We start from the raw sequence: 22883 nt of genomic DNA, 5'->3' as shown, positions 1-22883 counted from the left end.
TATATTAAAGTAAACTGGCCCTAACTAAAAAGGCTACCTCTCGGCAGCCCTTAATTGAATTCCAACTCCCCTGTAGGATAAGTCTATCTGCGAGGCATGGTGACGCCAGCTTTGTTGTTATATTTTTCCGTAGCTTCCTTGATGACATCGTTACCGCCCTTAGAAAGCCACTCTTCCACAACCTTCGGCCAGTCGCTGATAGGTTCCTTGCCATATACCATCTTTACCATGTGCGTCAGCAGTACCGGAGGAGCCGTGTCCGAGTTAGGTGCAATGTCTGGATTCTTCACCAAGGCATCTAGCCGCGGGTCGAACTGAATTCCGTCACGGCCTTCGTTAGCCAGAATAGTATCGTATACATTGATCAAGCTTCTACCTTCTTCTGTCATGTTAAGGACACCCTTATTATAAGTAGTATCCTGCACCATCCAGAGGAATGACTGGCGGTAGCGCTCCTCATCTATAGCGGCGGAATCCGCAGGAGAAGTGTATACGATTTTGCCGTTCTCTTCCTTATAGGTTTCGTCCTTAATCCCAAAGGTAAAGAAGGTTTCTGCCTCTTCGCTCAGCATCCAGTCAAAAAATTTCACAATATCCGCAGCATTCTTCGTACCTTCCTTAATAAAATAGGTGCGCGTGGCGGAGCCGTACAAGTAGGAGCCTCCTTTTCCATCAGGTCCCACTGGCGAAGGAATAATCTCCAGCTTGGCGGATGGCGTCGTAGCCTTCAGTTGCTGCTCCCACTGCAGAAGCTCGTTGGCATTCATCGTCCACATGCCCGCTTTGCCTGAGAGAATCGCATTTTTGTAGTTGGTCGGGTTAATGGTGGCAAATTCCTTGTTGATCAAACCCTCTGTATACATGGTGTTGTAGGTTTGTAACGCCTTCATCATATTTTCGCTATCCATAAACTTCGGCTGAACCTGGCCGTTTACTTCCTCGAACATAGTCAGATACGGAAAAACATCATAAGCGCCAAAGAAAGCATCCGCATATTTGAAGTCTTGGCGGCCCATGTACGGGTTCTCTATCCCCAGCTTTTTGAAGGCACGCAACACAGTCAAGTACTCATCGACCGTTTTTGGAACCTGCAAGCCGGTTTGATCCAGCAGGTCCTTGCGAATCCAAGTCGCCCGGCGGGAGGGATTGGACAGAAACTCCGGTATTGCATAAATTTTCCCTTGATAGGTGACGTTCTCCCAAGCTTCCTTTGGGATTACTTTCAAAAGGTTCTGGCCGTTTTGCTGCAGCAGATCATCCAAGGGCATGAACACACCAGCTTCAACAGAACCAGCCATCTCCTTGCCATTTACGCCGCCCGAACCTTGAACGACATCCGGTATATCATTAGTAGCGAACATCTGCACCATTTTCTGCTCGAACTCTTTATGAGGAACCAACACAATATCCAAGTCTGTGTTTGTCATCTCCTCCAGCTTTTTCACCCATTTGTCCTTATTCAAGTCGGGTGATTTCTCAACGTAGTTAAAAGCCAGCGTCCGCATCGAGATCGAGAATTCAGTTTTCTGCGGCGTATTTGACGCGCCTCCGGCAGTCTCTTCTTTGTCCTTGTTCGAGCAACCTGCAATAACGGTAGCACCCATTACGATAGCCAGACAGATGCCAATCCATTTTTTCATAATATAACCCTCTCCTTGTACAATGGGGTGTATACGTAAAATGAAGATATCTTAAGACTAATAAGCTTTTGGGATCTCAACACGGTGGGTAATTCCCTGATTCGTAAAGTAGACATGAACCCCATGGTCCTGATCGTCCATAAAGTACGATACGTAATCCCGGCTTCCTGCTTTTTGGGGAATCAGAAGAGTGACGATCCGATGGCTTACAGCCTCTTGGGTAGAGGCAGTCAAATGCCAATGCTCGGGCAGCCCTTCCCATTCTTTCGGATCTACATCTGTAAATTGATTGCTTTGACTGAGTGCCATTTCTCCCGAGGAACTATAGACAAATCTGCCCTCCATCTGAGCTTTTTTACCATGTACTTTAAAAGATTGATCCTTCAGCTTCATGGGATACAGCGTATGAAACAGCCAATCCAATTTTCCCGGACGTTCCAGCTCGACACTGTCTGTGATAACAAAGTAAGCGCTATTAAAGAAAAATATTTCCCGCACATACCGCTTGATATAGGGTACATTCTCGCGGTAGGCTTCGGTGGCATCCATTTGCGTGTAGTTGATTCCGGGCGTACTATACGCCTTCAACACCTTACCGTAGGCTGCCATGTTCTTCGACTTGTCCGTGCCAGCATATTGGCCTTTGCCGTCAATAAGAATTGCGTTCTTGGAGCGGGTCTGCCTGCGCCACTGCATATGCATCGTACTGTTGAATGCAACGTAATAGCCGCTTTCAATAGCCAAGGGCTCGCCGAAGGCATGCAGCAGGAAGGCGTTTTGATCCCCATGGCTATGGCTCACAGAGCCGTAACGGCTGCTCTTGGTCAACAGCATGATATGTTCCTGCGGATCCTCCATCCGATGATGCATGGCCACCCATCCCACATCCTGAAACCACTTCAAAGGTTCTGCAGCCACCGGTGGCTCTGAAGAAATCTGCGGATAATCTGTGCGATAAACCATCTCATCGAACCGGAAATCCCACCAGCCGTAGTTATAGAAGATCATCTGGGTGTCAGGGTTCAGTTCCTTAGTTTGCTCAAAATACCATTGGTACTGGCCATTTCCGGTTAAACCGGCGAATTGGCGGATATTGAAGCCCGTCTTGAGATTGACCGGATCTCCCAGTGACGATTGATCGCCGAAGCTAGCCCTCATGGTATCCGGACTGAAGCAATAGAGCGGAAAGTCACCTGTTTTGCGAAAGAAAGGACGGTCATAGAAATTGATTGCCATGTATTTGCGAATTAGATTGAGCGCCTCCGTAACGAATGCCATCTGAGTGGTCCAATACATCGGACCTTCTGCCCACCCGCCATCTTTGCCACCCCATGGGGTATACATGGCGGAGAAGTACTCCAGCGTATAATCAAGCCATTCCTGCGCCTTCTCCTCCTCACCCAACATGGAAATACAACAGGGTACGAGTACAGAGGATAAAGAGCGGATCGCATGGCTGTCATAAGGAACTTGATGGATGCGGGAACGTTCGATGACATGGAATGCGATCTGCCCGGTTCTTCGCAGTAGCGCCTGCCTTACCTTAAGGCGTTCTTCTTCCGTCAGAGAGCCGTGAAGCCAATCATAGCCCCATGCCAACGCTCCGGCTATGCGAAAGGAGCATTCATCGTTGTAATCCCGGCTGGTGGTACCATCTGTGTTCCAGCTTGCAGCATGAAGCAGCCACTCTTTAGCTTTGGCGATAAGCGCCTCGTCCTCCAACACAACTCCAGCTATAGCAAGATGCCGGATAGCATAGAAGACTTCCTGGCAGTCCATATACATCTGCCGCCATAGTGTGGCGACACGCTTATTATCTGGATACGGTGCAGGCTCGGGAATAAGCTCGCGCTTTGTCCAGGGTAGAACGGAATGCTTCAGGAAGTCTTCCCAGCCAGTTGAAATCGGGTCTTGGCGGACAACTTCCCGGTAAAACGGAAGTTGCTCCGCTTGAAGCCAAAGCCGCGGATGGTTGGCGGAAGCAGCTGAATATCGTTCTGTACGGGAAGGCAGTGGCGTTAGCGGCAATTCATCCTCCACCACAAAAGCTCTTACTTTACTCCACTCGGAACGGATATCTTTCTCCCCGATAAGACTATATCGCCAATAATACGAGCCAGGCGCCAACGGCTTATCCGGGGTAAACAAATTATAGGGAATTCTACTGTAGGTCAATGTGCCTTCCGGCTTAAATTCAGTGTTTGAGGAGATCTGTAGCTCATACATACTCTCTTCCAGACATGCAGGCATCCAAGTAAACCGCGGAGGATTCTCTCCAACATCTGTATGTTCATCTGGCCCATATGACAGGTCGAGTACGCCGCTGGTAGGTTGAAATAAAGGTTCTAACATCTCTACTCCTCCGTATTCCGGGACTTTTCCTGAATCAGTCCCGCTTTAGGGTCAAGGCAATACACCACTGCTTGCCCAGTTGTTGCTATTTGGATTCGGGGCGGTTCGCCCACCAGACTCACTAGCTTCATTACAGCAGGTTCGTGCCCGTCCCGATAAACCGTGATAAAATCAACCGACGGGCCTTTGTACCGAAGCATAATGCCTCGTAGCAATCTACTCGGGTCTTCGGCATTACCCGGTGTGCGGATTTCATACATAGTGGAGCCGGGCGCCAGTAGAGTACTCGTGGATACTTCATACTCCCGGCCGGTGCTCACTCCATCATAACGGATATTCCACTCCGTATTTAACGGACAGTCCGTCTCATTTTTCATTGCGGACAGTACTTCTACTGAGCCATAACCCGCTTCCAGTCCAAGGACTGCCGGAGAATCCTTCTGGACACGGTGAGGGTCGAACGGTAACAGCAAATGTCCCGTCGGATGAAACCATAAGTCTACTTCCTGACTCCGCTCCGTTACTTGCTCAACATGAAACCAATCCAGCAGCCAACCGTCGGCCAATACAAGATGCCGCTCTAGAACAGCTCCTTCATAGGCGCCGTCTGAACGAATCCATAAGTACGTAGCGTTGCCTTCCTGGCGAAATTGACAGCAGCTTCCGGTATGTGGAGCTTGGGAACGACCTCCGATGGTGACCGTGTTATGGCTCGCAGTTTCGGAATACCATTCCTTGCGCAAAACAGATCCATAAGGAACCATACCCAGTTCGGGAGCAACCTCGCCCCATCGGTGCATAATCGTGATATGAAGCTTGTCGAAATGTCCATGTGATCCGCCATGCTCTCCGAAATCCGCCAGCACGGACAGCGGATTGCCCGGGTGGCGGAGCACGGCGAATCCGGAATCCGGCAGTAGGACAGAGTCTCTCACCCTGTAACTGGTCTGAAGCTCCTTACTCTCACCTGCTCCATACAGCACTGCCTCCAGACCAGTCCTTAATTCCTGCCCGTATAGATATCTATAAGCATTCGCCAGTATTGGCTGGAGACTCGGGTCTTGGTAAACCGCAATACCTATTTCAAATACTTCAGCAATTTCTCGGGCGAAAGGAACGCGCGCATAAGGACCATCATGCACGGCTGGAAGCTCCCCGTTATCGCCGCTAAGCTCTGCCAGCAACTGAAACATGCCACGGATGGATTGTCCCTGTTCTCCTTTGGCAGCATAGAGGTCAACCCCGAAGCGCCCGTACATCTCGGCTGCTATGAGATAAGCCCGCAATACAAAAATATGGTAGTACGTGCTGCCTTCAAATTCAAAACCATCTGGCTTCACGCCAATGGACAGATGATGATAGAATCCGCCTTCTCCCTCCAGCAAAGAAGCAAGCTTTTCTCTGGTACCCTTGGCGGCATATACACAAGCCAGGCTAGCATTCAGCCATGCGGTATAATTGTTCTCTGCATTCTTCTTCTCGTAAATGAGGATGTGGCGGTATTGCTCCATACTCTCCTCCAGCATCGTGAAGAACACTTGCAGCTTTACCTCTTCCTCCCCAGCGAACGTTACTCCATGATCCACAAGCAGCAGATAGGCCCGAATAAGCGTAGTGGACCAGATAGCCTCTGTCAGCGCCTGATGAAAGGCACGGCCACTAAGCATCCAGGGTTGAGCATCGGGATGAACCGGATACAAAGGAAACTGCTCCGCATAACCGACAAGAATCTTCCGGGCTAAGCTGCTGTATAATTCTTCTCCGTCTGCGGCGAATACCACGGCAGCTTGCAGGGCGTATCGCGCCATTGCCTGATGCCGGTATACCAGCCATGCTCCCCGGTAGGGTTCACCTTCCAGCTTGCAGCCCTTCGGGCAAGAAAAGACAACCGCATCTTGCTCCATAACATCGAAGATTAGCTCAGTATGATGCTGGGGACATACATATTGGTGCCACCAGCCACCAGGTTCTGTCGGGAGCAGAATCTCTTCTCTCCGGAATGGATCCAGCTCCATTTTCAATTTATCCACCTCAAGGCCAACCCAGGAAAAAGTATCTGCTTTCTCCTTAAGGTTCATCATCGCATGAACAAGCCTCCGTTAATTTCAATAATTTCGCCTGTCAGATAATCCGACAGCTCTGAAGCGAGGAAGAGTGCCACATTGCTCACATCCTGTGGAGCACCTTCCCGGCCCAGCGGAATCTTCGCAATCGTTGCCTGTCTTGCCGCATCTGCAGTAAAGGTAGCATGGAAAGCGGTCTGACCGATAAATCCAGGAGAGATAGCGTTTACATTAATCCCGTGAGGACTCAGCTCCTTGGCAAGTCCCTTGGTATAAGACCATACCGCAGCTTTGCCCGCTGCATAAATGGAAGCGCCCGGTCCGCCGCCGTCATGGGCCGCAAGGGAAGATACATTGATGATTTTACCGCTTTTCTTGGCAATCATTCCTGCGGATACGGCTTTGCAGGCAAACACGCATGATTTAAAATTAACGTCCATCACCTTGTTGTAATGCTCTTCGTTCATTTCAGTATTGGGAACCCGATTGATCATGCCGCCTGCATTGTTGACGAGAATATCGATGGTTCCGCCAAAATGCTCCTCTATTTCCTTCACCATATTGTCCAGTTGACCAGGACTTGTTGCGTCTGCCTGAAAAGCATAAGCTTCTCCTCCGGCCTGACGGATCGCGTCCACCGTCTCCTCCGCAGAACCGAACAAATAGTTTACCGCCACTTTGGCGCCGGAAGCAGCCAAAGTCTCCAAGATTTGTCGGCCTATCCCTGCATTGGACCCTGTAACAAGCGCAATTTTACCAGTCAAATCAATTTTCATTGCCTATTTCCTCCTAATAGTAATTTTTTCTGAAAACATCTTTTTCCTCACTCCGCAGGCATGGATAAGATCAACCGGGTTCCCTCATTCTCCACGCTTTCGACACTTAATCCGTATTGTTCACCGAACACCATTTGAATTCTCCGATGCACGTTCATGAGCCCGATTCCACCTCTATGATAGAGGGAGTCTCCTTCCGTATCCGCCAGCTGATTCAGATTCAGCTTCTCACGAAGCTTATCAAGCCGTTCGCGGGACATCCCTGCGCCGTTATCCTCTACAAGAACTAGAAAACGATCTCCCTCTTTTCTGGCGTCGATTCTAATATAGTGCTTGTCTTCAATTCCCTCGGGAAACGCATGCTGAAAAATATTTTCGATCAAGGGCTGAAGTGTAAGCCTGACCATCTTAGCCAGTAGCAGCGTCGGCGGAATCACTACGTCAATTTCGAACTCCCTGCCGATCCGGTGCTTGAGAATCGTCATGTAGCTCAGTACATGATTAAGCTCATTGGCAATCGTAATTTCCTCCAGATTAGTTTGGATGGAGTAGCGAAGCATGAATGCCATGGCCTCCACTATTTCTGTGATTTCATCCGAATCCTGAACGACCGCATAACATTTGATAGTCTCTAATGTGTTATATAGATAGTGCGGATTAATCTGCAGCTGGAGTGCCTGGAATTCAGCTTGATGACGCTCCAGAGCCTCCTTCTGGGTGGTAAGCTCCGCTTCGTATACCCGCTCAATCATTTCGGACAGCCGGGTCACCATGAGATTGTAGCTGCGCATCAATCCCCCCAGTTCATCCTGACGGCCGTTCATCTCAAGCCTGCGCCACTTGCCTTTTTCCGTCTCCCTCATGCCCTCCTTAAGAATCAGGATGGGCTTCGTGATGGATCGTCCGAACCAGGCTGCAAGGAGCAGTGTGCCGACAAGCGTGAGAACTCCCACCACCAGCGTGGTCGTACGAATGGTAGAAATAGGCTTGCGCAGCTCACCAACGGGTATGGATACTACAAGCTGCCATTTGGAATATTCGGATTTTCTCGACACGAACAAATACTCTTTCCCGTCTACTTTTTCCACCACAGAGTCATTTGGGTGTTGAAATACGTTCTGAATGTGCTCAGCAGATAACCCAGGGTGGTTATTATTCCCTTCCGCCCGGTAAAGGAGCTTGCCGAATTCGTCCATGATAAAATAGGACCCGCCCTGTCCCAGATCAAGAGGTTCCCATATACGGGCCAGATCCTCTGCCTTGAATTCAATGGCGACTATACCTTTGGGACGATAGGAAGAGACCCCTCTGATTCGGCGGACCATCGTAATAATGTTCTTATCCCCTTCATTCATCACATTCGTGTTGAGAATGGTGATGCGGCCGCTCTCCGGCGTATGTTCGCTTAAGAAACTGTAGCGTTCCTGAGGATGAAACTGCAGGCTATGTGCCTGATAGGAGTTATCATCGCTAATGGCCTTGCCGTGTTCACCGATGACGTACATCAGATTAATCTGGGGATACAGAATAAACAAAGAACGAAACAAATACTTCTGAATGTCATTCGTATATTGATAGTAGGAGAAGCTATCCTCCGGGTCCATATCCAAGAACTCCTTGACTTGATTGTAGGACAGAATGGAATCGCTAGCCTTTTCATAATTTTGCAAATACAGATCCGTTTGATAAGACGCACTCCTGATGACTTGGGCTATGGACTTCTCTGAAGACTTATCCAGCTCAGCCGAAGCCTGAAAATAAGAGATAAATCCAACCATGGACAAGGATAGAAGAATGACGGTCAGAAAGGAGGCAAACAGCTTGTTCGACAGACTCTTTCTCATCAATCGATCCCCAGCTGGTTGCGGTACTCAGAAGGAGCCAGCCCGGTGAACTTTTTGAACGTCTTCGTAAAATGAGGATGGTCTGCATACCCGACTTCATAGGAAATATCGGTGATCCGATAGCTTGCATCGGCAAGTAATCTTTTGGCCTTCTCCATCCTGCGTTTTATGCGGTAATGCACAAAGGTCTCTCCTGTTGAGTGCTTAAACATCTGGCTGAAATAAGAGGCATTTAGCCCAAGCACTTCCGCCACTTCTTCCAGCGATACTTCCTGGGCGAGATGCTTTTCAATAAATGCTTTAGCTTCCTCTATCGGATCCTTCGCTTTACCCTTGCGCTTTCTACGAAGCTCTTCCAATATAGCTGCTGACGCTTCTGCGAAGCAGTGAAATAACTGCTCAGGTCCAGCTGCTGCGGACAAGTCTAACACGCTTTTACCGGGTGTAACTGAATTGACAAGCAGCTTCTTCACGAGTAAAGCATAGCCCTCTTCCAGAAGCTCTTTTTGCTGAATTCGGCTCATCTTACGCTGGAGGAAATCAGTTTCCCATTCCTTCAGTACAAGGTACAGCCTTTCTTTATCCAAGGTCCAGATGGCATCATCCATACGCACGACCCATTCATCGAGCTTAGCGACAGAGACAAAACTCTCTAACTTCTCTCTATGCGCTTCCAGTTTGGCGATCACATTTTGAAGGTTCCCTTTGCTCACGGGTTTCAGGAGATATTCTTTCACTCCATAGGACACGCATTGGCGGGCGTATTCAAAATCCCCATAACCCGAGATGACAACAGTCTGAATATCCGTCTCCATCTCCGACAGCCGCCGGCACAGCTCCAGTCCGTCTACCTTGGGCATACGGATATCTGTAAAAAGAAAATCCGGCTGCTCCTCCATAATGAGCTGGATGGCCTCCTCGCCATTCTGGGCCAGCTTAATGTTATACGGATGCTCGCCGCATTGCTGGATCATGATAGAAAGTCCCTTTCGAATCATGGGCTCGTCGTCTACGATTAATACACATCTCATCCATGGATACCACCTTCCGATTCGTCTCGCTTAACGCGTTCCTATTCTACCACACTATGATAGATCAGGATTTGACGGATCCGACCATCATTCCTTTAACGAAATGGCGTTGAAGAAACGGATAAATCATGATAATCGGAATAGTAGCGACAATGATAACAGCCATTTTGATGCCCTCAGGTGAGGTGTGGGCCAAAGAGCTATAAACTGAGGAAGCCGGATCAATGCTGATATCGTCCGTCTCGAAGAGCTTCTTCAACATCACTTGCAGAGGCCATAATGACGGCTTGTTGATATAATACAGAGCGCTCATGTACGTATTCCAGTGCCCGACGGCGTAAAAAATCCCCAATGAGGCCATTACCGGTTTGGACAACGGCAGTACCATATTGACTATGATCCGCAGCTCGCCACACCCATCGATTCTGGAGGAATCTATCAGCTCCTGAGGCAGCTGCATAAAGAAGCTTCTCATCACGAAAAAGTTAAATGCGCTGATGGCCCCCGGAATCATAAGTGCCCATAAGGAGTTCATAAGCCCCAAATTTTTGATCAGGATAAAGTTTGGAATAAGAGGGGCACTGAATACCATAGTGAACAATACCATCATGACGATGTATTTACGTCCTACGAATTCCGGCCGCGACACCGGATAAGCGAGAGAAGCTGTCGCAATCAGATTAATGGCGGTGCCCAGTACCGTAATATAGACGGAAACACCGAACGCCCGCCAAATGGAATGATCGCTGAAAACGTACTGATAATTGATCGCGGTAAATTCCTTTGGCAGCAAGCCTACCCTGCCATTAATAATTGCTTCAGAGCTGCTAAAGGACTGGGCAATCACATTCAGAAACGGCAGAAACATAGCCAAAGCGAGAGCGGTCAGAAACAAAAGATTGAACACATTAAATAGATTCTGGCCGCGAGTATAGCGTACTCTCATCATCCCTACCTCCATAAAGAGCGATTAATACAGCGATTCACCGGTTGTTTTTTTGCTCAAAATGTTGCCGATGAGCACCAGAATGAGTCCAACTACCGACTTGAATAGCCCCACTGCTGTTGTATAGCTGTATTGCTGAGACAGCAGCCCCGCCTTATAGATATAAGTGTCCAGAATCTCCCCGTTCCCGGTATTAAGCGCGTTCAGGAATACCCATACCCGCTCGAAGCCAAGATCAAGAAATCTCCCGATATGGAGAAGGAACAAAATCATAATCGTCGGTATCAGAGACGGCAGTGTAATGGCTAAGGTTTGTTTCCAGCGCCCGGCTCCGTCTACTTCAGCAGCCTCATAAAGATCTGGGTTTATTCCTGCCAACGCGGCCAGATAAATGATCGTACCGTACCCGGAATCCCTCCAGATACCGGAACTGATCAAAATCGTGCGAATGTATGAATTTTCACCAAGAAAATAAATCGGTTCAAAGCCGAAAGCTTGTAAAGCCTGATTCACAATCCCTGTTCCTGGGGAGAGGATACCCAAGGCGATACCGCTGACAATTACCCAAGATAGGAAATGGGGCATATAAACCACCGTTTGCAAAAACCGTTTGTAAAACACAAGCCGAATTTCATTCAGCAGAAGCGCAAGCAATATTGGAGCCGGAAAGGCGAATATAAGATCATACAAGCCTAGCAGAATTGTATTGCTCAAGATTCTTCCGAAATCCTGGTATTGGAACATCGTCCTAAAGTGCTCGAGTCCCACCCATTCACTGCCTGTAAAGCCTTTAAAAATATTGTAGTTCTGAAACGCAATAACTGAACCAGCCAACGGCAAGTACTTGAAAATAATAAAATACAAGATCCCGGGAATCGCAATCACATAGAGTGCTCTGAATTTCCACATGTTTAAAAGCAAGGACCTTTTCGTGTCGGCTTTGTAGTTAATAAGGTCAACCCCAGTTAACTTAGCTTTCATAACCGTTTCCTATAGGTCCTGTTTTCAGCAGGTTCGCCGGAGCATTCTCATCCAGGGGAATTTCTTGAAATTCGACGGTAATAAATCGTTCCTCCCGTTCAATAATTCGGGATAACTCCCGCGTGAATACGGTGACTATCTCCTCCTTCTGCTCACTCGTTCGGCCTTCGTACATCCTAATCTCAATATGTGGCATCGGCTTTCCTCCATTTCCTTAAATAGTGAATGAATCTAACCTCATTCTACCTACAATAAAGCGCTTGCAATATGGAGTTTCTATGAGTGAGCTTGTGTTTTCTTTAGGGTATAATCGGTAACGGCCAACCCTCTACTACTACATGATCATTTTTGAAATAATTGCAACTTATACTGTCAATAAGATTCCCCTGCAGGATGATCCCTTTTCCAGCAAGAAGTCGAATACCGTTCGTATTGCCAATCAGCGAATTTGCGATCAATTGAACGTCCTGCGGGTCGCCCGCTCCGATATCATTTGCTTTGCTGTCGCCGGGATCATGCTCAAGGGATACAGCCCAATAATTCGACGCGGTGTTGTTGCGAATGATATTCTCCTTAATGATAGTACCTGGCCCGTTCAAAATCTGAATGCCCTTGGCGTTCTCTATATGCGTTGTATTCTCAATCACATTTCGCTCAATGACTGTATCCGGGGTGCCCATAGTTACATTGATTCCTTCTCTTGTATTACGAATCGTATTGTCATGGATATAGTTACGCGGTCCTGACTTACTGTGATTGCTGGGTGCTGTACCCCCAGTGTTTCCCAGTCCGATCGCCGCGCCGTAGGGAATATCGCTAATCACATTGCCGTATATCTCGTTCAAATATTCGAGTTCTCCGTGCAGATCGATGGCATCCAGCTTTGTATTCATAAACTGATTGTTTCGCAGGACATTGTTATGGGCAACAAATTGGATCAGCGCCCCATGCCGCAAATAAGGGCCTTCGAAATGGGAGTCCTCCACAACATTCCAAACCGTGTCGTTCTCATACCCGTTGCGATCCTGCTTGGCCATGCCCTGAATCGACACACCATAGCCAGCACCGCCCGGACCTACATCTGTCGCATTTCGGAACGTGCTGCGGCGTACGACGATATCACGGCTGTTGTCGATACGCACACCCATACGTGAATACTTCTCTACAGTAACTCCATCAACCGTGACGTTGTATGACGGAACCTCACCAAAATTTGCGATGGTAATCATGCTGTCGGGACCACCGGCGTCCGGGTTGTTCACTTTGTGATCCGTCGTGTAGACACCGTTCCATGTAGAAGTCAATGTGAGATTAGTTATGGACAGATCATGCTGTCCGGATACTTTCATCAGGGCGCTGTTTTTTACCTTATTGAGAGATGTCTTGAGGATGGTTGTTGATTGATCCTCACCGCGAAGGTTTACTCCTGACTTGAGCTTCAAATTGACAAGAGTATCCAATGTTGAGTTCAAATTATAAACCCCAGACGGCAAATAGACCTCATCGCCGGGCTCAGCACTGTTTATGGCAGCTTGAATAGCAATACCGTCATCTGTGTCGTTATCGGCGAGATCAGCATTATAGTCCAGCACGTTCAAGATGCGCCCAGTGGTAGTAGGTGAGGAATGAACCGGATGCACCGTACCCTCAGGTTCGGTTAATCCGGGAGCTGTGAATGGGATCGGTTCCCGGGGGGGATTAGGTGTGTAGTTCGGGATGCTGGCTACAGGTGTATCGCCATTTGCGAACGGCGCATAGATGTTTACCTCCGATAAACTTGTAAACGCGCTGCCATCAGAATTTCCAAGACCCACGATCCGCACATATCTGGCTTCTGTGTCAGGAAGATCAAAAGGTTGCATCTCTATGGTTCTGTACATGCTTGCACCAGTCCATATGGTAGTCCAAGCCAAACCGTCATTTGAAGTTTCGATACTCAATTGAGCCGTACGCGTGTCACCTTTATAAACGGCAATACCTAAATAACTGATCTGCTTCCGTTCGCCTAAATCGTATTGGACCCACGGGCTGTTACCTGCGGCGGACCAACGGGTGAACAAGTTATTATCGATGGTATTCGTTGCGATATTGCCATCGCTGTCGCTGGCTGTCACGTTTGCAATCGCGTAAGGAATGATGGGTTCTGTAAGCGTTGACCGCGTAAAAGAAAGCGGTACGGATGTATTGCCCGACTGATCCACCGCTTCAACCTTAAAGCTGTACGCCGTGCTAAGGCTAAGCCCAACGGCTGTATACGTTGCACCGGTAACATTGGATAACAGGGTGTTATCCCGGTATACGCGATAGGAGCCGATACCTTGATTATCGCTGGCGGCCGGCCATGAAAGTTGAATGAACTCTGTACCTATATTGACAGCTTTCAGAGAACTTCCATCCGGCCAGGAAGGTTTCTCATGGTCGCTTGAAGGTGCAACCGCTTCTTGAACAACAAGCTGTGGACGGGGGTTGCTGTTGCCATTAGCTTCTTTCGAATAGACATTGAGGGAAATTCCAGTGCTTGCCGCATCACCAAGCAGAAAAGCGATATTACCGCCCGATGCGGACAATCTTTCTCTGACAAACTCGGACACATCGATGCTGTAAACCTGTGGAGCTCCTGATTTGTCTGCCGTTACGGTAAATTTCCCACTTAACGAAGCAATGGTCAGATCCGTGACAGGCGCATTGCTCCAAGTCAGCTCCGATTCAGTCCAATTTGTATCCTTTAGGCCGAATAACGAAAGTTCGAGGTCCGCATTGGATGAACCCTTTTTGGCAGCAACATTAAAAATATACCTGTTTGCAGGATTGCTATATGAAGAGACATCAAATTTAAAATACACATATTTCTTGTTCTCGGCGCCAGAAGAAATACTGAACAATCCATTGCTGCTGCCCGTCGCGCTATTGAAGTTTACAGTGGGCTTGCTGCTGTCGATGACTGCATCGTCGCTCGGTGCCAGAATGGCTAGATCGCGGTATACAACCTCATCATCAGGTGTTGTTGCCGTTCGATTCTTTACATATTGATCCATAAAAGCCCAAGCCTCGGCGCTTGCTTGCTCAGCCGCTTGGCCTATAAAACCGTGACCTTGTTTAGGTACAATTTTGACATCGACCACTTTCACGCCTGCATCCTTCAATTGATTGGAGAACGTAATACTGTCCGTATATGGGATCGTCGAATCCACATCCCCATGGCGGATGAAAAAAGGCGGATCGTCCGGTGACGCATAAGTGCCAGGCATAGCCAACCTTGCCTGGTCTGGCACAGAGAACGCGTCGTTCCCGCCTAAAAGCGCTTTTACAGATTTATAGCTATTAGCGAAGTTTGTTGTAAAATCCGCTGGACCGTAGAGATCGACAACGGCTTGCACTTGATCAGAATATTGCTGCCAACCGCCATTCCCTGCCAAATCCGGAACATTTACGGTATGTCCTGTATCCAATGTGATTGTCTCGCCTGACTTAATGTTCCCAGTCGTACCGAGTAGTGAGGCCAGATGCCCCCCTGATGACGAACCCCATACACCGATCCGACTCGGGTCCAGATGGTATTCTGCCGCATGCGCGCGCAAGTAACGAATAGCAAGCTTCACATCCTGAATTTGCGCCGGGAATGGCGCTTCCGGGGTTAAGCGGTAATCCAGCGATACTCCGATATATCCTCGCTTGGTTACATAGTTGCAGATACTGGCAAGGGCTTGCTTCCGGTCTCCGTGATTCCAACCTCCGCCATGAATGTATACCATCACTGGCACGGGTGCTTGAGGCAGGATCTTGGGTACGGCAATCGAAGTATAAATCGGCCGCGTTCCAGCATTCCCAATCCGCACATCTTCATACAGCTTAACGCCTTCAGGAACCACAAACGGCTTAGGTTCAGCCGGTGTAGGGATTGGCACCGGTGTCTCTGCGGGTGGTATTCCGGGAATCGCTTGAGCTTTGAGGGCGACACTATCAATGTACATATTCGCGCTCATAAGCTCCCCCACACGAACCCGGATTTTGACGTTCGGGTTGTTGTCAGCTCCGCTGCCCAAGTTTTGGACTTTGAGTTGGTTCGGCTCACTGTTCTTTTGTTCCAGCGTTCCTGGGGGCAGCTTAAATTCCTCCAACGTTGTCCAATTTATCCCTCCGTCACTTGACCATTCTACGATGACGCTTCCTCCGATGTAGGAGGATGCCCGTGTATAATAACTCAATTGAAGATTGCGGTACCCCGTCGAATTCACTGGCAGCGCCAATGCATCCTTGCCATCGATTTTCACCAGATTCGGTAAGGACGGGGCCGTGGACGAAACCGAAGTTTTCGCCATACTGTTTCCTTCGCCTTCCTGCAGCCAAGGCCCCGGAATGGCAATACCACCGGTAGATCCAAAATTGTCAGGGTCATCGAAGTTTTCCTCGTAGAGCGTAACATAGTCATCGGTTATTCCGTCTGCATAAACTCCAGTAAGCGCTTGCATTTCCAAAGGCGAATATAACAAAGCCAAAGCCAACAGTACTCTAATGCCCACTCGAAAAGCTTTCCTATATAGTCCGTTTCTCAAATGAATTCCTCCCTGTCATGGTATAGGTAATCACAAGCATTATGGAGTTCAAACCTCTTTTGAGGTGCAGCTTATTAATGTCGGGACAAAATCACACCGTCGTTATTGTTATAACGTTCTGTTGCTTCCTTGACGACATCACTTCCCCCTTTCTGCAGCCATTCCTCCACCACCTTCGGATAGTCGGAGATCGGCTTTTTGCCGTATACCATATTGATCACATGCGTCAATATAACAGGCGGCAATTTATCTCCACCTGGAGTGATGTCCGGGTTTTTCTGATAGCCTTTTACTTGCGGTTCAAATTGAATCCCGTCGCGTCCCTCATTCGCAAGTACTGTGTCGTAGAGCTTCATCAAATCTTTTCCTTCGGGTGTGAGACTAAGCGCACCTTTATTGTAGGTAGTATCCTGTACGAACCACAGCAGGATTTGACGGAACGTTTCTTCATCAACTTCATCAGCTGTTTTCGGTCTGTTATAGTTAATATTTCCGTTCTCTACAGTGTAGTTTTCCCCTTCAATTCCGAAGGTAAAAAACTTCTCCGCTTCGTCACTAACCATCCAGTTGAAAAACTTGACGATCCCGGCAGGGTCTTTCGCATTCTTGTTAATTAAATACGCTCGCGGCACCGTACCGACAAGACGAAGTCCCCCCTTACCGTCTGGCCCTGTGGGCGAGGCGATCAGCTTCATTTTACCTGTAGGCACCTGTTCTCTTAGCTGCTGATCCCATTGGATCAACAGGTTCGCATTCATGTTCCAGATGCCCGCCTTGCCTGCAAGAATATCGTTCTTAAATTTCGTGGGATTAATTGTGACGAATTCCTTGTTGATCAGTCCTTCGTCGAACATTGTCTTGTACGTTTGGATCGTCTTTTGCATATTTTCGATATTCATAAATTTCGGGACAATTTGATCCCCTTGTTTCATAAAGAAATTAGCAAAGGTATCGTAAGATCCGAAGAACATATCCGAATATACAAAGTCCTCCCGGCCCATATAAGGATTCTCCACACCCAGCTTCTTAAAAGCACGCATGACATTCAGGAAGTCATCTACTGTTTTAGGCTCTGGCAGCCCTGTTTGTTCCAAAAGATCCGCACGAATCCAAGTTGCCCGGCGTGACGGATTGGACAGCCATTCCGGAATCGCATAGATATTACCTTTCGCATCGGTCTCCTTCTCCCATGCCTCCTTCGGAACTTTCTTGAGAAGATCCTGCCCATACTGCTCAAGCAATTCATTTAGGGGCATGAATACTCCGGCTTCCACGGAACCTGCCAACTGAGGGTTCGTCAGCCCAGAGCTTGCTTGCACGACATCCGGAATGTCGTTGATCGCGAACATTTGAATCATTTGCGAATCAAAATTTTTCTGCTGCATCAAACGGATGTTAAGAACTGTATTTGTAAGGTCCTCCAGCTTTTTGACCCATTTGTCATCATTAATATTCGGATGATTGTCTGCATACGAAATGTTTCCGCTCCGGAACGATATGGAGAAAGCAGTGGTTTTTTCCGGACTCTCCCCTGCTTGTTCTTCTCCCCCCTTATTAGAAGAGGAACATCCATTCATAGAGACGGCTAATAATGAAACTCCCACCATGGTAAGCATCCAACGCTTCATTTCCATCAACTCCCTATTATAAAATTGGGGACACTTCAGTAGAATGACTAGAAGTTCGGAGGGGTTCGATCATGGGCCGCAACAGCTTGGCTAAATGCTCGCTCATTAGCGTGTGTCCATAATCGGAAGGATGAATCAGATCGGAGGTCAGCGAGGTAAGATCGCGCATGACTGATGCGCCATCCAGCAGATGTAGTTGTGGATGTTTATTGCTTTCACAGTAACGAAGCAGCACTTCGTTAAAAACCGCCTCTTGGACATGAAGAAGATGGCCTGTATCAAGAAAATACGTTGCACGATTCGGATAAATCGTAGTAACGAACACAGGTTTGTCAGGATGATTTTTGATAACCCGGTCCAGCATGTAAGACACTCTACGCTTGAATTCCTCGGGAGACACTACAGCACGCATATTGACACCAAGTTCCAGAAACAGAAAATTCCAATCCTCACGTTCAGCCAGATGATCGGCAACTACGTCCTCGCAATAACAAGATCCGCTAAGCGCAAGATTTAGCACATCCACACCAAGTCTGCGCGCTGTCTGCTGTAAGTAACCATTGAAATGATGCGTGGATCCCGCGCTCTGGCTGATGGAAGATCCATAGGCGAGCATCGTAAGCTTCGGTACCTCTTCCGGTCTAGGCGCACGTACTTCACAACCAAAAGCATCCACATCGTAGTAAACAGCTCCGAAACGATCAAAATGCAAACGCCATACGTTAGAGGAAAATCCAGACTGATTCAGCCGCTTACTTGATACCTCTGTAAAACGTTCCGGCTCCTCCAAGTGCAGAGTGGTTACCGTACCCGCCTGCAGAAAATGCTGAGAATGAAAAAAATCCCCTCTGCATACCACAACGCGGCCGTTACTATCATTCGATCCGACAGTGACCCTAACATGCTTGGATTCGGTGACAAACCGCAATTCACAGCCGTTCGATTGTATAGCTTTGGTTCTTCCTTTCTCTGACAAGCCATTGCGCACATGCTGCGGAAAACGCTGGAGATGCAATCCAGATTGATAGGGTTTATGAACCAGCTCCGAAACATTGTGAAAATAAACGCCTTCCTTTTCCATCTTTGCAGCTACACCACCTTAATAAAATCGAGTTCGTGTTAACTCATATCTGACTTCTATTGCATCATATAATAACAACAAAAGCATAGTCAACAAGTTTTTATGTTTATTATGAGTCATATATGAGTCAATTCTTGTGCAACAAACAAATACTTCAACATAACAAAAAGCACAGATTCAGAATTGAACCTGTGCCGGGATTTTCACATGAACTTTCAGTCCTCAAGAGTGCTGAGTCTCCTGATTTACCGCATTCAATATTTCCTCAAGTCTGCGGCATAACTCGTCGTTGTCCAGTAGACCTGAAACAAACATCATGATATCACGTTGAATCTCTTTCAACTGGAGGTTGCTTAAACCCAGCTCTGTAACCAGACGATAGGTAGGGAAGATCTCACGATAAAGCTGAAAACGGGCCGGACGATAACCCACTTCCTCACCTTCCCAATCCATCACCAAACGGTTGGCTGCAATATTCAGCGTCTTGCGCCTAATGATCAGTTGTGCCTCGTGTGAGGTGAGAAAATCGACGAGTAGCATGGATGCATCCTTGTTCTGTGATTTGCTGTTAACCGCCAGTCCATTTATAATCAGCAGCGTATCAGCATTTTGCAGCCGCGGCAATGGAGCAATATCGAATGCCAAATCGGATTGACGCAATTGATTCAAGAAGTAATAGGTCGTCATTATCATGGACACTTTGCCTTGCAAGAACAAGGCTTCCGCATCCGCATCGCTCTCGGACAATACGGCTGGAAATACATCTTTCATGCCTATCAGCTTTCGGATGGTTCCTAAACTGTCGAGTAGCTTTGAGCCGCTGAACCGGTATTTCCCTTCGTCATCCTGTTCTGCCGCAAACGTTGTGCCGCTTTGAAGCAGGAACAACGGCCACCGGTTACGAGAAGGCAAATAAAAATAAAAACCGTACCAGTCATGACCTTCTGCTACCTTTCGACCATTAGCGAACAAATCGTCCCAGGTCCAGCTACTGTCGGGTGGTGATACGCCGGCTTCCTTAAAATGCTGTTTATTATAACAAAGCACGACTGGAGAATAAATGAAGGGGCGAACGCGATTACGGTCACCATACCGGAACGGGTCGGAAAGAAAACGATACGTGTCCGGCTGTTCCTCCATCGGCTCCAGCAGCTCCGTACAGCCTTGCTCCAAAAAATCCTGATAATTGTTATTATTCATCAGTACGACATCCATGATTTCCGACTGCAAATATTCCTTCAAAGATGTCGAGTAGTTTCCTGAAGACAACTCGAGCGGCTGAACGTCGATATGCGGATAGCGTTTGCCGAACTCATTCAGTAGCTCTTGCATCTCTACAAGCTTGGGAATGTTGTTCACATATCCGAACTTGATCGTCGTTCTGCCTTCCTCTACCGGAGGAATTACCCGATTGCCAACACGCGGAATTTTCTCAATTAATCCTTCATCCACCAGCACCTTAAGCCCGTTGCGCACAGAAGCGTTACTAAGTCCGAAGCGCACCTCTAAGTCACTTTCTGAAGGAAGATAACTGCCGATCGCTATACTTCCCGAATGAATTTCATGTCGCACGGTTTGAATCATTTCCTCTAGCCTGATACGGAAAAATTTTCTGCTATTCCTTTTCTGCATTGGGTTTCCTCGCCATCTTCCGATTAATCGAGCCCATAGGGACAAGTTTATATAGTATTCATCATACTGAAATCCTTTGGGAACGACAAGTATCGGAGTCTGGCCCCATATAGCGTATGTTCTGCACCCACGGTGTCATACAGAGCGGTCAATACACCGTAATCCTCTTAATACCCCATATAACTCTCCAAACCGGCTGGATCTATAATGAGCATTTGCTTGTTTCCGATTAGCTCAATAAGACCTGAATCTTCAAACCTTGAGAATTTTCTGCTAATAGTTTCGCGGGTGACCCCAACATAACTGGCCAGCTCTTCACGAGACAACGGAAGGTCAATATGAATATGAGCGCCACGCTGCTTACCATATTTGTCGCTGAGTTCCATGATCATATAAGCAATTCGTATTTCGGGATCTTTGGTCGCCAGGCTTTGCGCCAGATTTTCCGTATGGGCTAGTCTTTTGGTCACACTCTTCAGTAGTCTAAGCGAAATATCCGGATTATCCCTCATCAGCTGCTCCATATCCGTTCGGGTCAGCATGCAAATGTTAGTGTCTTTCAGAGCATAAGCACTGAAGTTACTCAGCTCATCGCTGTTAAAAATGCTCAGTTCCCCGAAAAAGTCTCCATTCGTCAAGATGTGCAAAATTTGTTCCTTGCCCTCAGGAGTTGTTTTGGATAATTTAACATGCCCTCGCTGAATAATGTACAGCGTATCTGACGGCGCCCCTTCCAGAATTAAAGGTTGACCTTTAGTAAACTTACGATGCTTGATCATAGCGCTGATCCGGGAGAGATCGTCATCGCTTAACGCAGCAAAAATAGGCACCTTGCGGGTACAAGGTTCAGCAGCGTATTGGCAAGAATACTCCTTCATAACTGTCCCCCCTGTTGTTCATTTTTTTGTACAACTCCTACTTTCCTTTAGGATACAGAAGTTTTTTTATCTTCAACCGGCGCAAAATGACTGGTATCTTCACCGCATACCGGACAGACCCAATCTTCAGGCAAATCTTCAAATGCAGTGCCTGCAACAACATCCTCATCGGGATCGCCTAATGCCGGATCATAGATATAACCACAGGGTAGACAAATGTATTTTTTCATCTTTATCATCTCCTAAAAAGTTAATAGTTTAGTTCAACCTGGTTTGTACTTCAGCCATAATCTCCTCGATGCTACTCCCGTTAACATCGATCCCCTCAAGGGAGATGCCATACTCTACAGCGGTTTTATACCCCAGAGAAGCAGCTGCACCTTGCCAGGATATCGCACCGATCATTGTGTTATCTTTCACATAGATACGCGTATACGCCCCATTGTCATCTCCGCTTACCGCCGTATCGCAACACTGTTCATCCACGTTGCCTATCGAAAATAAAGAGATACCAAAGGCGGTAAACAAGGTAACCGGAACAGCTCTACGATACGCCGTCAGATTGGCGACCATATTACTGCCGGCAATCCTGCCCTGCTCAATCGCTCCGCCCCACAGTCCTTCCACATGCCCGTTAATTTCAGCCACATCTCCGGCTGCATACACATGCGGATCATTTGTTTGCATTTGTTCATTTACGATAATGCCCTGCCGGACTTGAATATTCGAGCCACTTACCAGTTTCGTATTCGGTACAATACCAATAGAGTAGACTACATGGTCACAGGAAAAATGAGATTGGTCGTGCAGCGTAATTCCGGTAACATACTCAGTTCCTGTTATAGACGCTACATCAGCTCGAAGAATAACCTTCACACCTGCTTGTTCAAGGTTCTCTTTAAGAAGCTGTGAGGATTTCTCATCAAGCTGTCTGCCCATCAACCGGTGAAAAGCTTCGATCACCGTTACCTGATATCCAGCTTCATGCAGCGCCCAAGCGGTTTCGATTCCCTGCACTCCCCCACCGATTACGGCTACATGGCTGCCATCCTGCAGGTTTTCTTTCAATCTGTCCGCGTCGTTCATATCCCGGAGGGTATGAACATTGTTCAGGGCGAAGCCCTCAAGGGAGAGTGCACGATTCTTCGCTCCCATACACAATAAAAGCTTATGATAAGAAACACTCTGCCCATCTTCTGTCACAACTATTTGCCGGTCCGGGTGGACAGAACGGATTCGGGTCGAGGTTTTTACGGAGATACGGTTATCGCGGTACCATTTTTCCTTTTTAATCAGCACCTTCTCACTGTGCAGGTCGGTAAACAGCCCTTTGGTCAGCTTAATCCGGTTATAGGGCAGTAGACTTTCCTCCCCGAGGATCGAAATTTCCGATTCTGCGTCTTGATCACGGATGGCTTTGGCGGCATGGACGGCGGCTACTCCTCCGCCAACAATAACGTAATGTTTTGTCATCCTAT

16 protein-coding genes are annotated in these 22883 nt (G+C 47.8%); all 16 read right to left on the bottom strand.

Annotation, left to right across the window (positions count from 1 at the left end):
* Positions 1-83: 83 nt before the first annotated feature.
* Positions 84-1640, bottom strand: coding sequence for an extracellular solute-binding protein (locus NST94_RS10280; protein ID WP_076130137.1), 1557 nt, complete (start codon positions 1638-1640; stop codon positions 84-86).
* A 57-nt stretch (positions 1641-1697) separates the two neighbouring features.
* Complete coding sequence (locus NST94_RS10275; RefSeq protein WP_339281923.1) at positions 1698-3992, bottom strand: DUF4962 domain-containing protein; 2295 nt, start codon at positions 3990-3992, stop codon at positions 1698-1700.
* A 2-nt stretch (positions 3993-3994) separates the two neighbouring features.
* Positions 3995-6073, bottom strand: coding sequence for a heparinase II/III family protein (locus tag NST94_RS10270; RefSeq protein ID WP_339281922.1), 2079 nt, complete (start codon positions 6071-6073; stop codon positions 3995-3997).
* Positions 6070-6831 (bottom strand): glucose 1-dehydrogenase, encoded by a 762-nt coding sequence (locus NST94_RS10265; RefSeq protein WP_076280949.1) that lies wholly within the window; start codon positions 6829-6831, stop codon positions 6070-6072. The genes NST94_RS10270 and NST94_RS10265 overlap by 4 nt, the downstream gene beginning before the upstream one ends.
* Positions 6832-6878: 47 nt before the next feature.
* Positions 6879-8675, bottom strand: coding sequence for a histidine kinase (locus NST94_RS10260; protein WP_076280254.1), 1797 nt, complete (start codon positions 8673-8675; stop codon positions 6879-6881).
* The gene (locus NST94_RS10255) at positions 8675-9706 is read right to left on the bottom strand and encodes a response regulator (RefSeq protein WP_076186675.1); all 1032 of its coding nucleotides are present in this window, start codon (positions 9704-9706) and stop codon (positions 8675-8677) included. The genes NST94_RS10260 and NST94_RS10255 overlap by 1 nt, the downstream gene beginning before the upstream one ends.
* 64 nt (positions 9707-9770) lie before the next feature.
* Complete coding sequence (locus tag NST94_RS10250; RefSeq protein WP_139329962.1) at positions 9771-10655, bottom strand: carbohydrate ABC transporter permease; 885 nt, start codon at positions 10653-10655, stop codon at positions 9771-9773.
* A 21-nt stretch (positions 10656-10676) separates the two neighbouring features.
* Positions 10677-11561: an ABC transporter permease subunit gene (locus NST94_RS10245; RefSeq protein ID WP_248549251.1), complete on the bottom strand. Its 885-nt coding sequence runs from the start codon at positions 11559-11561 to the stop codon at positions 10677-10679.
* A gap of 61 nt (positions 11562-11622) precedes the next feature.
* Entirely contained in the window at positions 11623-11829 is a 207-nt protein-coding gene (locus NST94_RS10240; protein ID WP_076130129.1) for a tautomerase family protein, read from the bottom strand.
* A gap of 103 nt (positions 11830-11932) precedes the next feature.
* Complete coding sequence (locus NST94_RS10235; protein WP_339281921.1) at positions 11933-16186, bottom strand: alpha/beta hydrolase fold domain-containing protein; 4254 nt, start codon at positions 16184-16186, stop codon at positions 11933-11935.
* Between the two features lie 74 nt (positions 16187-16260).
* Complete coding sequence (locus NST94_RS10230) at positions 16261-17814, bottom strand: extracellular solute-binding protein (protein ID WP_339281920.1); 1554 nt, start codon at positions 17812-17814, stop codon at positions 16261-16263.
* A gap of 16 nt (positions 17815-17830) precedes the next feature.
* A complete protein-coding gene (locus NST94_RS10225) occupies positions 17831-18895 on the bottom strand; it encodes a GDSL-type esterase/lipase family protein (protein WP_076130126.1) in 1065 nt (354 codons plus the stop codon).
* A 222-nt stretch (positions 18896-19117) separates the two neighbouring features.
* The gene (locus tag NST94_RS10220) at positions 19118-20527 is read right to left on the bottom strand and encodes an extracellular solute-binding protein (RefSeq protein WP_339281919.1); all 1410 of its coding nucleotides are present in this window, start codon (positions 20525-20527) and stop codon (positions 19118-19120) included.
* Positions 20528-20694: 167 nt separating this feature from the next.
* The gene (locus NST94_RS10215) at positions 20695-21405 is read right to left on the bottom strand and encodes a Crp/Fnr family transcriptional regulator (RefSeq protein ID WP_076130124.1); all 711 of its coding nucleotides are present in this window, start codon (positions 21403-21405) and stop codon (positions 20695-20697) included.
* 47 nt (positions 21406-21452) lie between these two features.
* Positions 21453-21635 (bottom strand): rubredoxin, encoded by a 183-nt coding sequence (rd, locus tag NST94_RS10210; protein ID WP_076130123.1) that lies wholly within the window; start codon positions 21633-21635, stop codon positions 21453-21455.
* Positions 21636-21663: 28 nt separating this feature from the next.
* Entirely contained in the window at positions 21664-22878 is a 1215-nt protein-coding gene (locus NST94_RS10205) for an FAD-dependent oxidoreductase (protein WP_036689346.1), read from the bottom strand.
* Positions 22879-22883: the final 5 nt, after the last annotated feature.

Source organism: Paenibacillus sp. FSL H8-0282 (genome assembly GCF_037963825.1).
GTDB lineage: Bacteria > Bacillota > Bacilli > Paenibacillales > Paenibacillaceae > Paenibacillus_AQ > Paenibacillus_AQ odorifer.
Note: the sequence above shows the minus strand (reverse complement) of the source record. Positions and strands in the feature narration are given on the sequence as shown.

Coding starts and splice junctions, on each gene's coding strand:
- NST94_RS10280 (WP_076130137.1), bottom strand. CDS start 1,640: ATGAAAAAATGGATTGGCATCTGTCTGGCTATCGTAATGGGTGCTACC.
- NST94_RS10275 (WP_339281923.1), bottom strand. CDS start 3,992: ATGTTAGAACCTTTATTTCAACCTACCAGCGGCGTACTCGACCTGTCA.
- NST94_RS10270 (WP_339281922.1), bottom strand. CDS start 6,073: ATGATGAACCTTAAGGAGAAAGCAGATACTTTTTCCTGGGTTGGCCTT.
- NST94_RS10265 (WP_076280949.1), bottom strand. CDS start 6,831: ATGAAAATTGATTTGACTGGTAAAATTGCGCTTGTTACAGGGTCCAAT.
- NST94_RS10260 (WP_076280254.1), bottom strand. CDS start 8,675: ATGAGAAAGAGTCTGTCGAACAAGCTGTTTGCCTCCTTTCTGACCGTC.
- NST94_RS10255 (WP_076186675.1), bottom strand. CDS start 9,706: ATGAGATGTGTATTAATCGTAGACGACGAGCCCATGATTCGAAAGGGA.
- NST94_RS10250 (WP_139329962.1), bottom strand. CDS start 10,655: ATGATGAGAGTACGCTATACTCGCGGCCAGAATCTATTTAATGTGTTC.
- NST94_RS10245 (WP_248549251.1), bottom strand. CDS start 11,561: ATGTGGAAATTCAGAGCACTCTATGTGATTGCGATTCCCGGGATCTTG.
- NST94_RS10240 (WP_076130129.1), bottom strand. CDS start 11,829: ATGCCACATATTGAGATTAGGATGTACGAAGGCCGAACGAGTGAGCAG.
- NST94_RS10230 (WP_339281920.1), bottom strand. CDS start 17,814: ATGAAGCGTTGGATGCTTACCATGGTGGGAGTTTCATTATTAGCCGTC.
- NST94_RS10225 (WP_076130126.1), bottom strand. CDS start 18,895: ATGGAAAAGGAAGGCGTTTATTTTCACAATGTTTCGGAGCTGGTTCAT.
- NST94_RS10220 (WP_339281919.1), bottom strand. CDS start 20,527: ATGCAGAAAAGGAATAGCAGAAAATTTTTCCGTATCAGGCTAGAGGAA.
- NST94_RS10215 (WP_076130124.1), bottom strand. CDS start 21,405: ATGAAGGAGTATTCTTGCCAATACGCTGCTGAACCTTGTACCCGCAAG.
- rd (WP_076130123.1), bottom strand. CDS start 21,635: ATGAAAAAATACATTTGTCTACCCTGTGGTTATATCTATGATCCGGCA.
- NST94_RS10205 (WP_036689346.1), bottom strand. CDS start 22,878: ATGACAAAACATTACGTTATTGTTGGCGGAGGAGTAGCCGCCGTCCAT.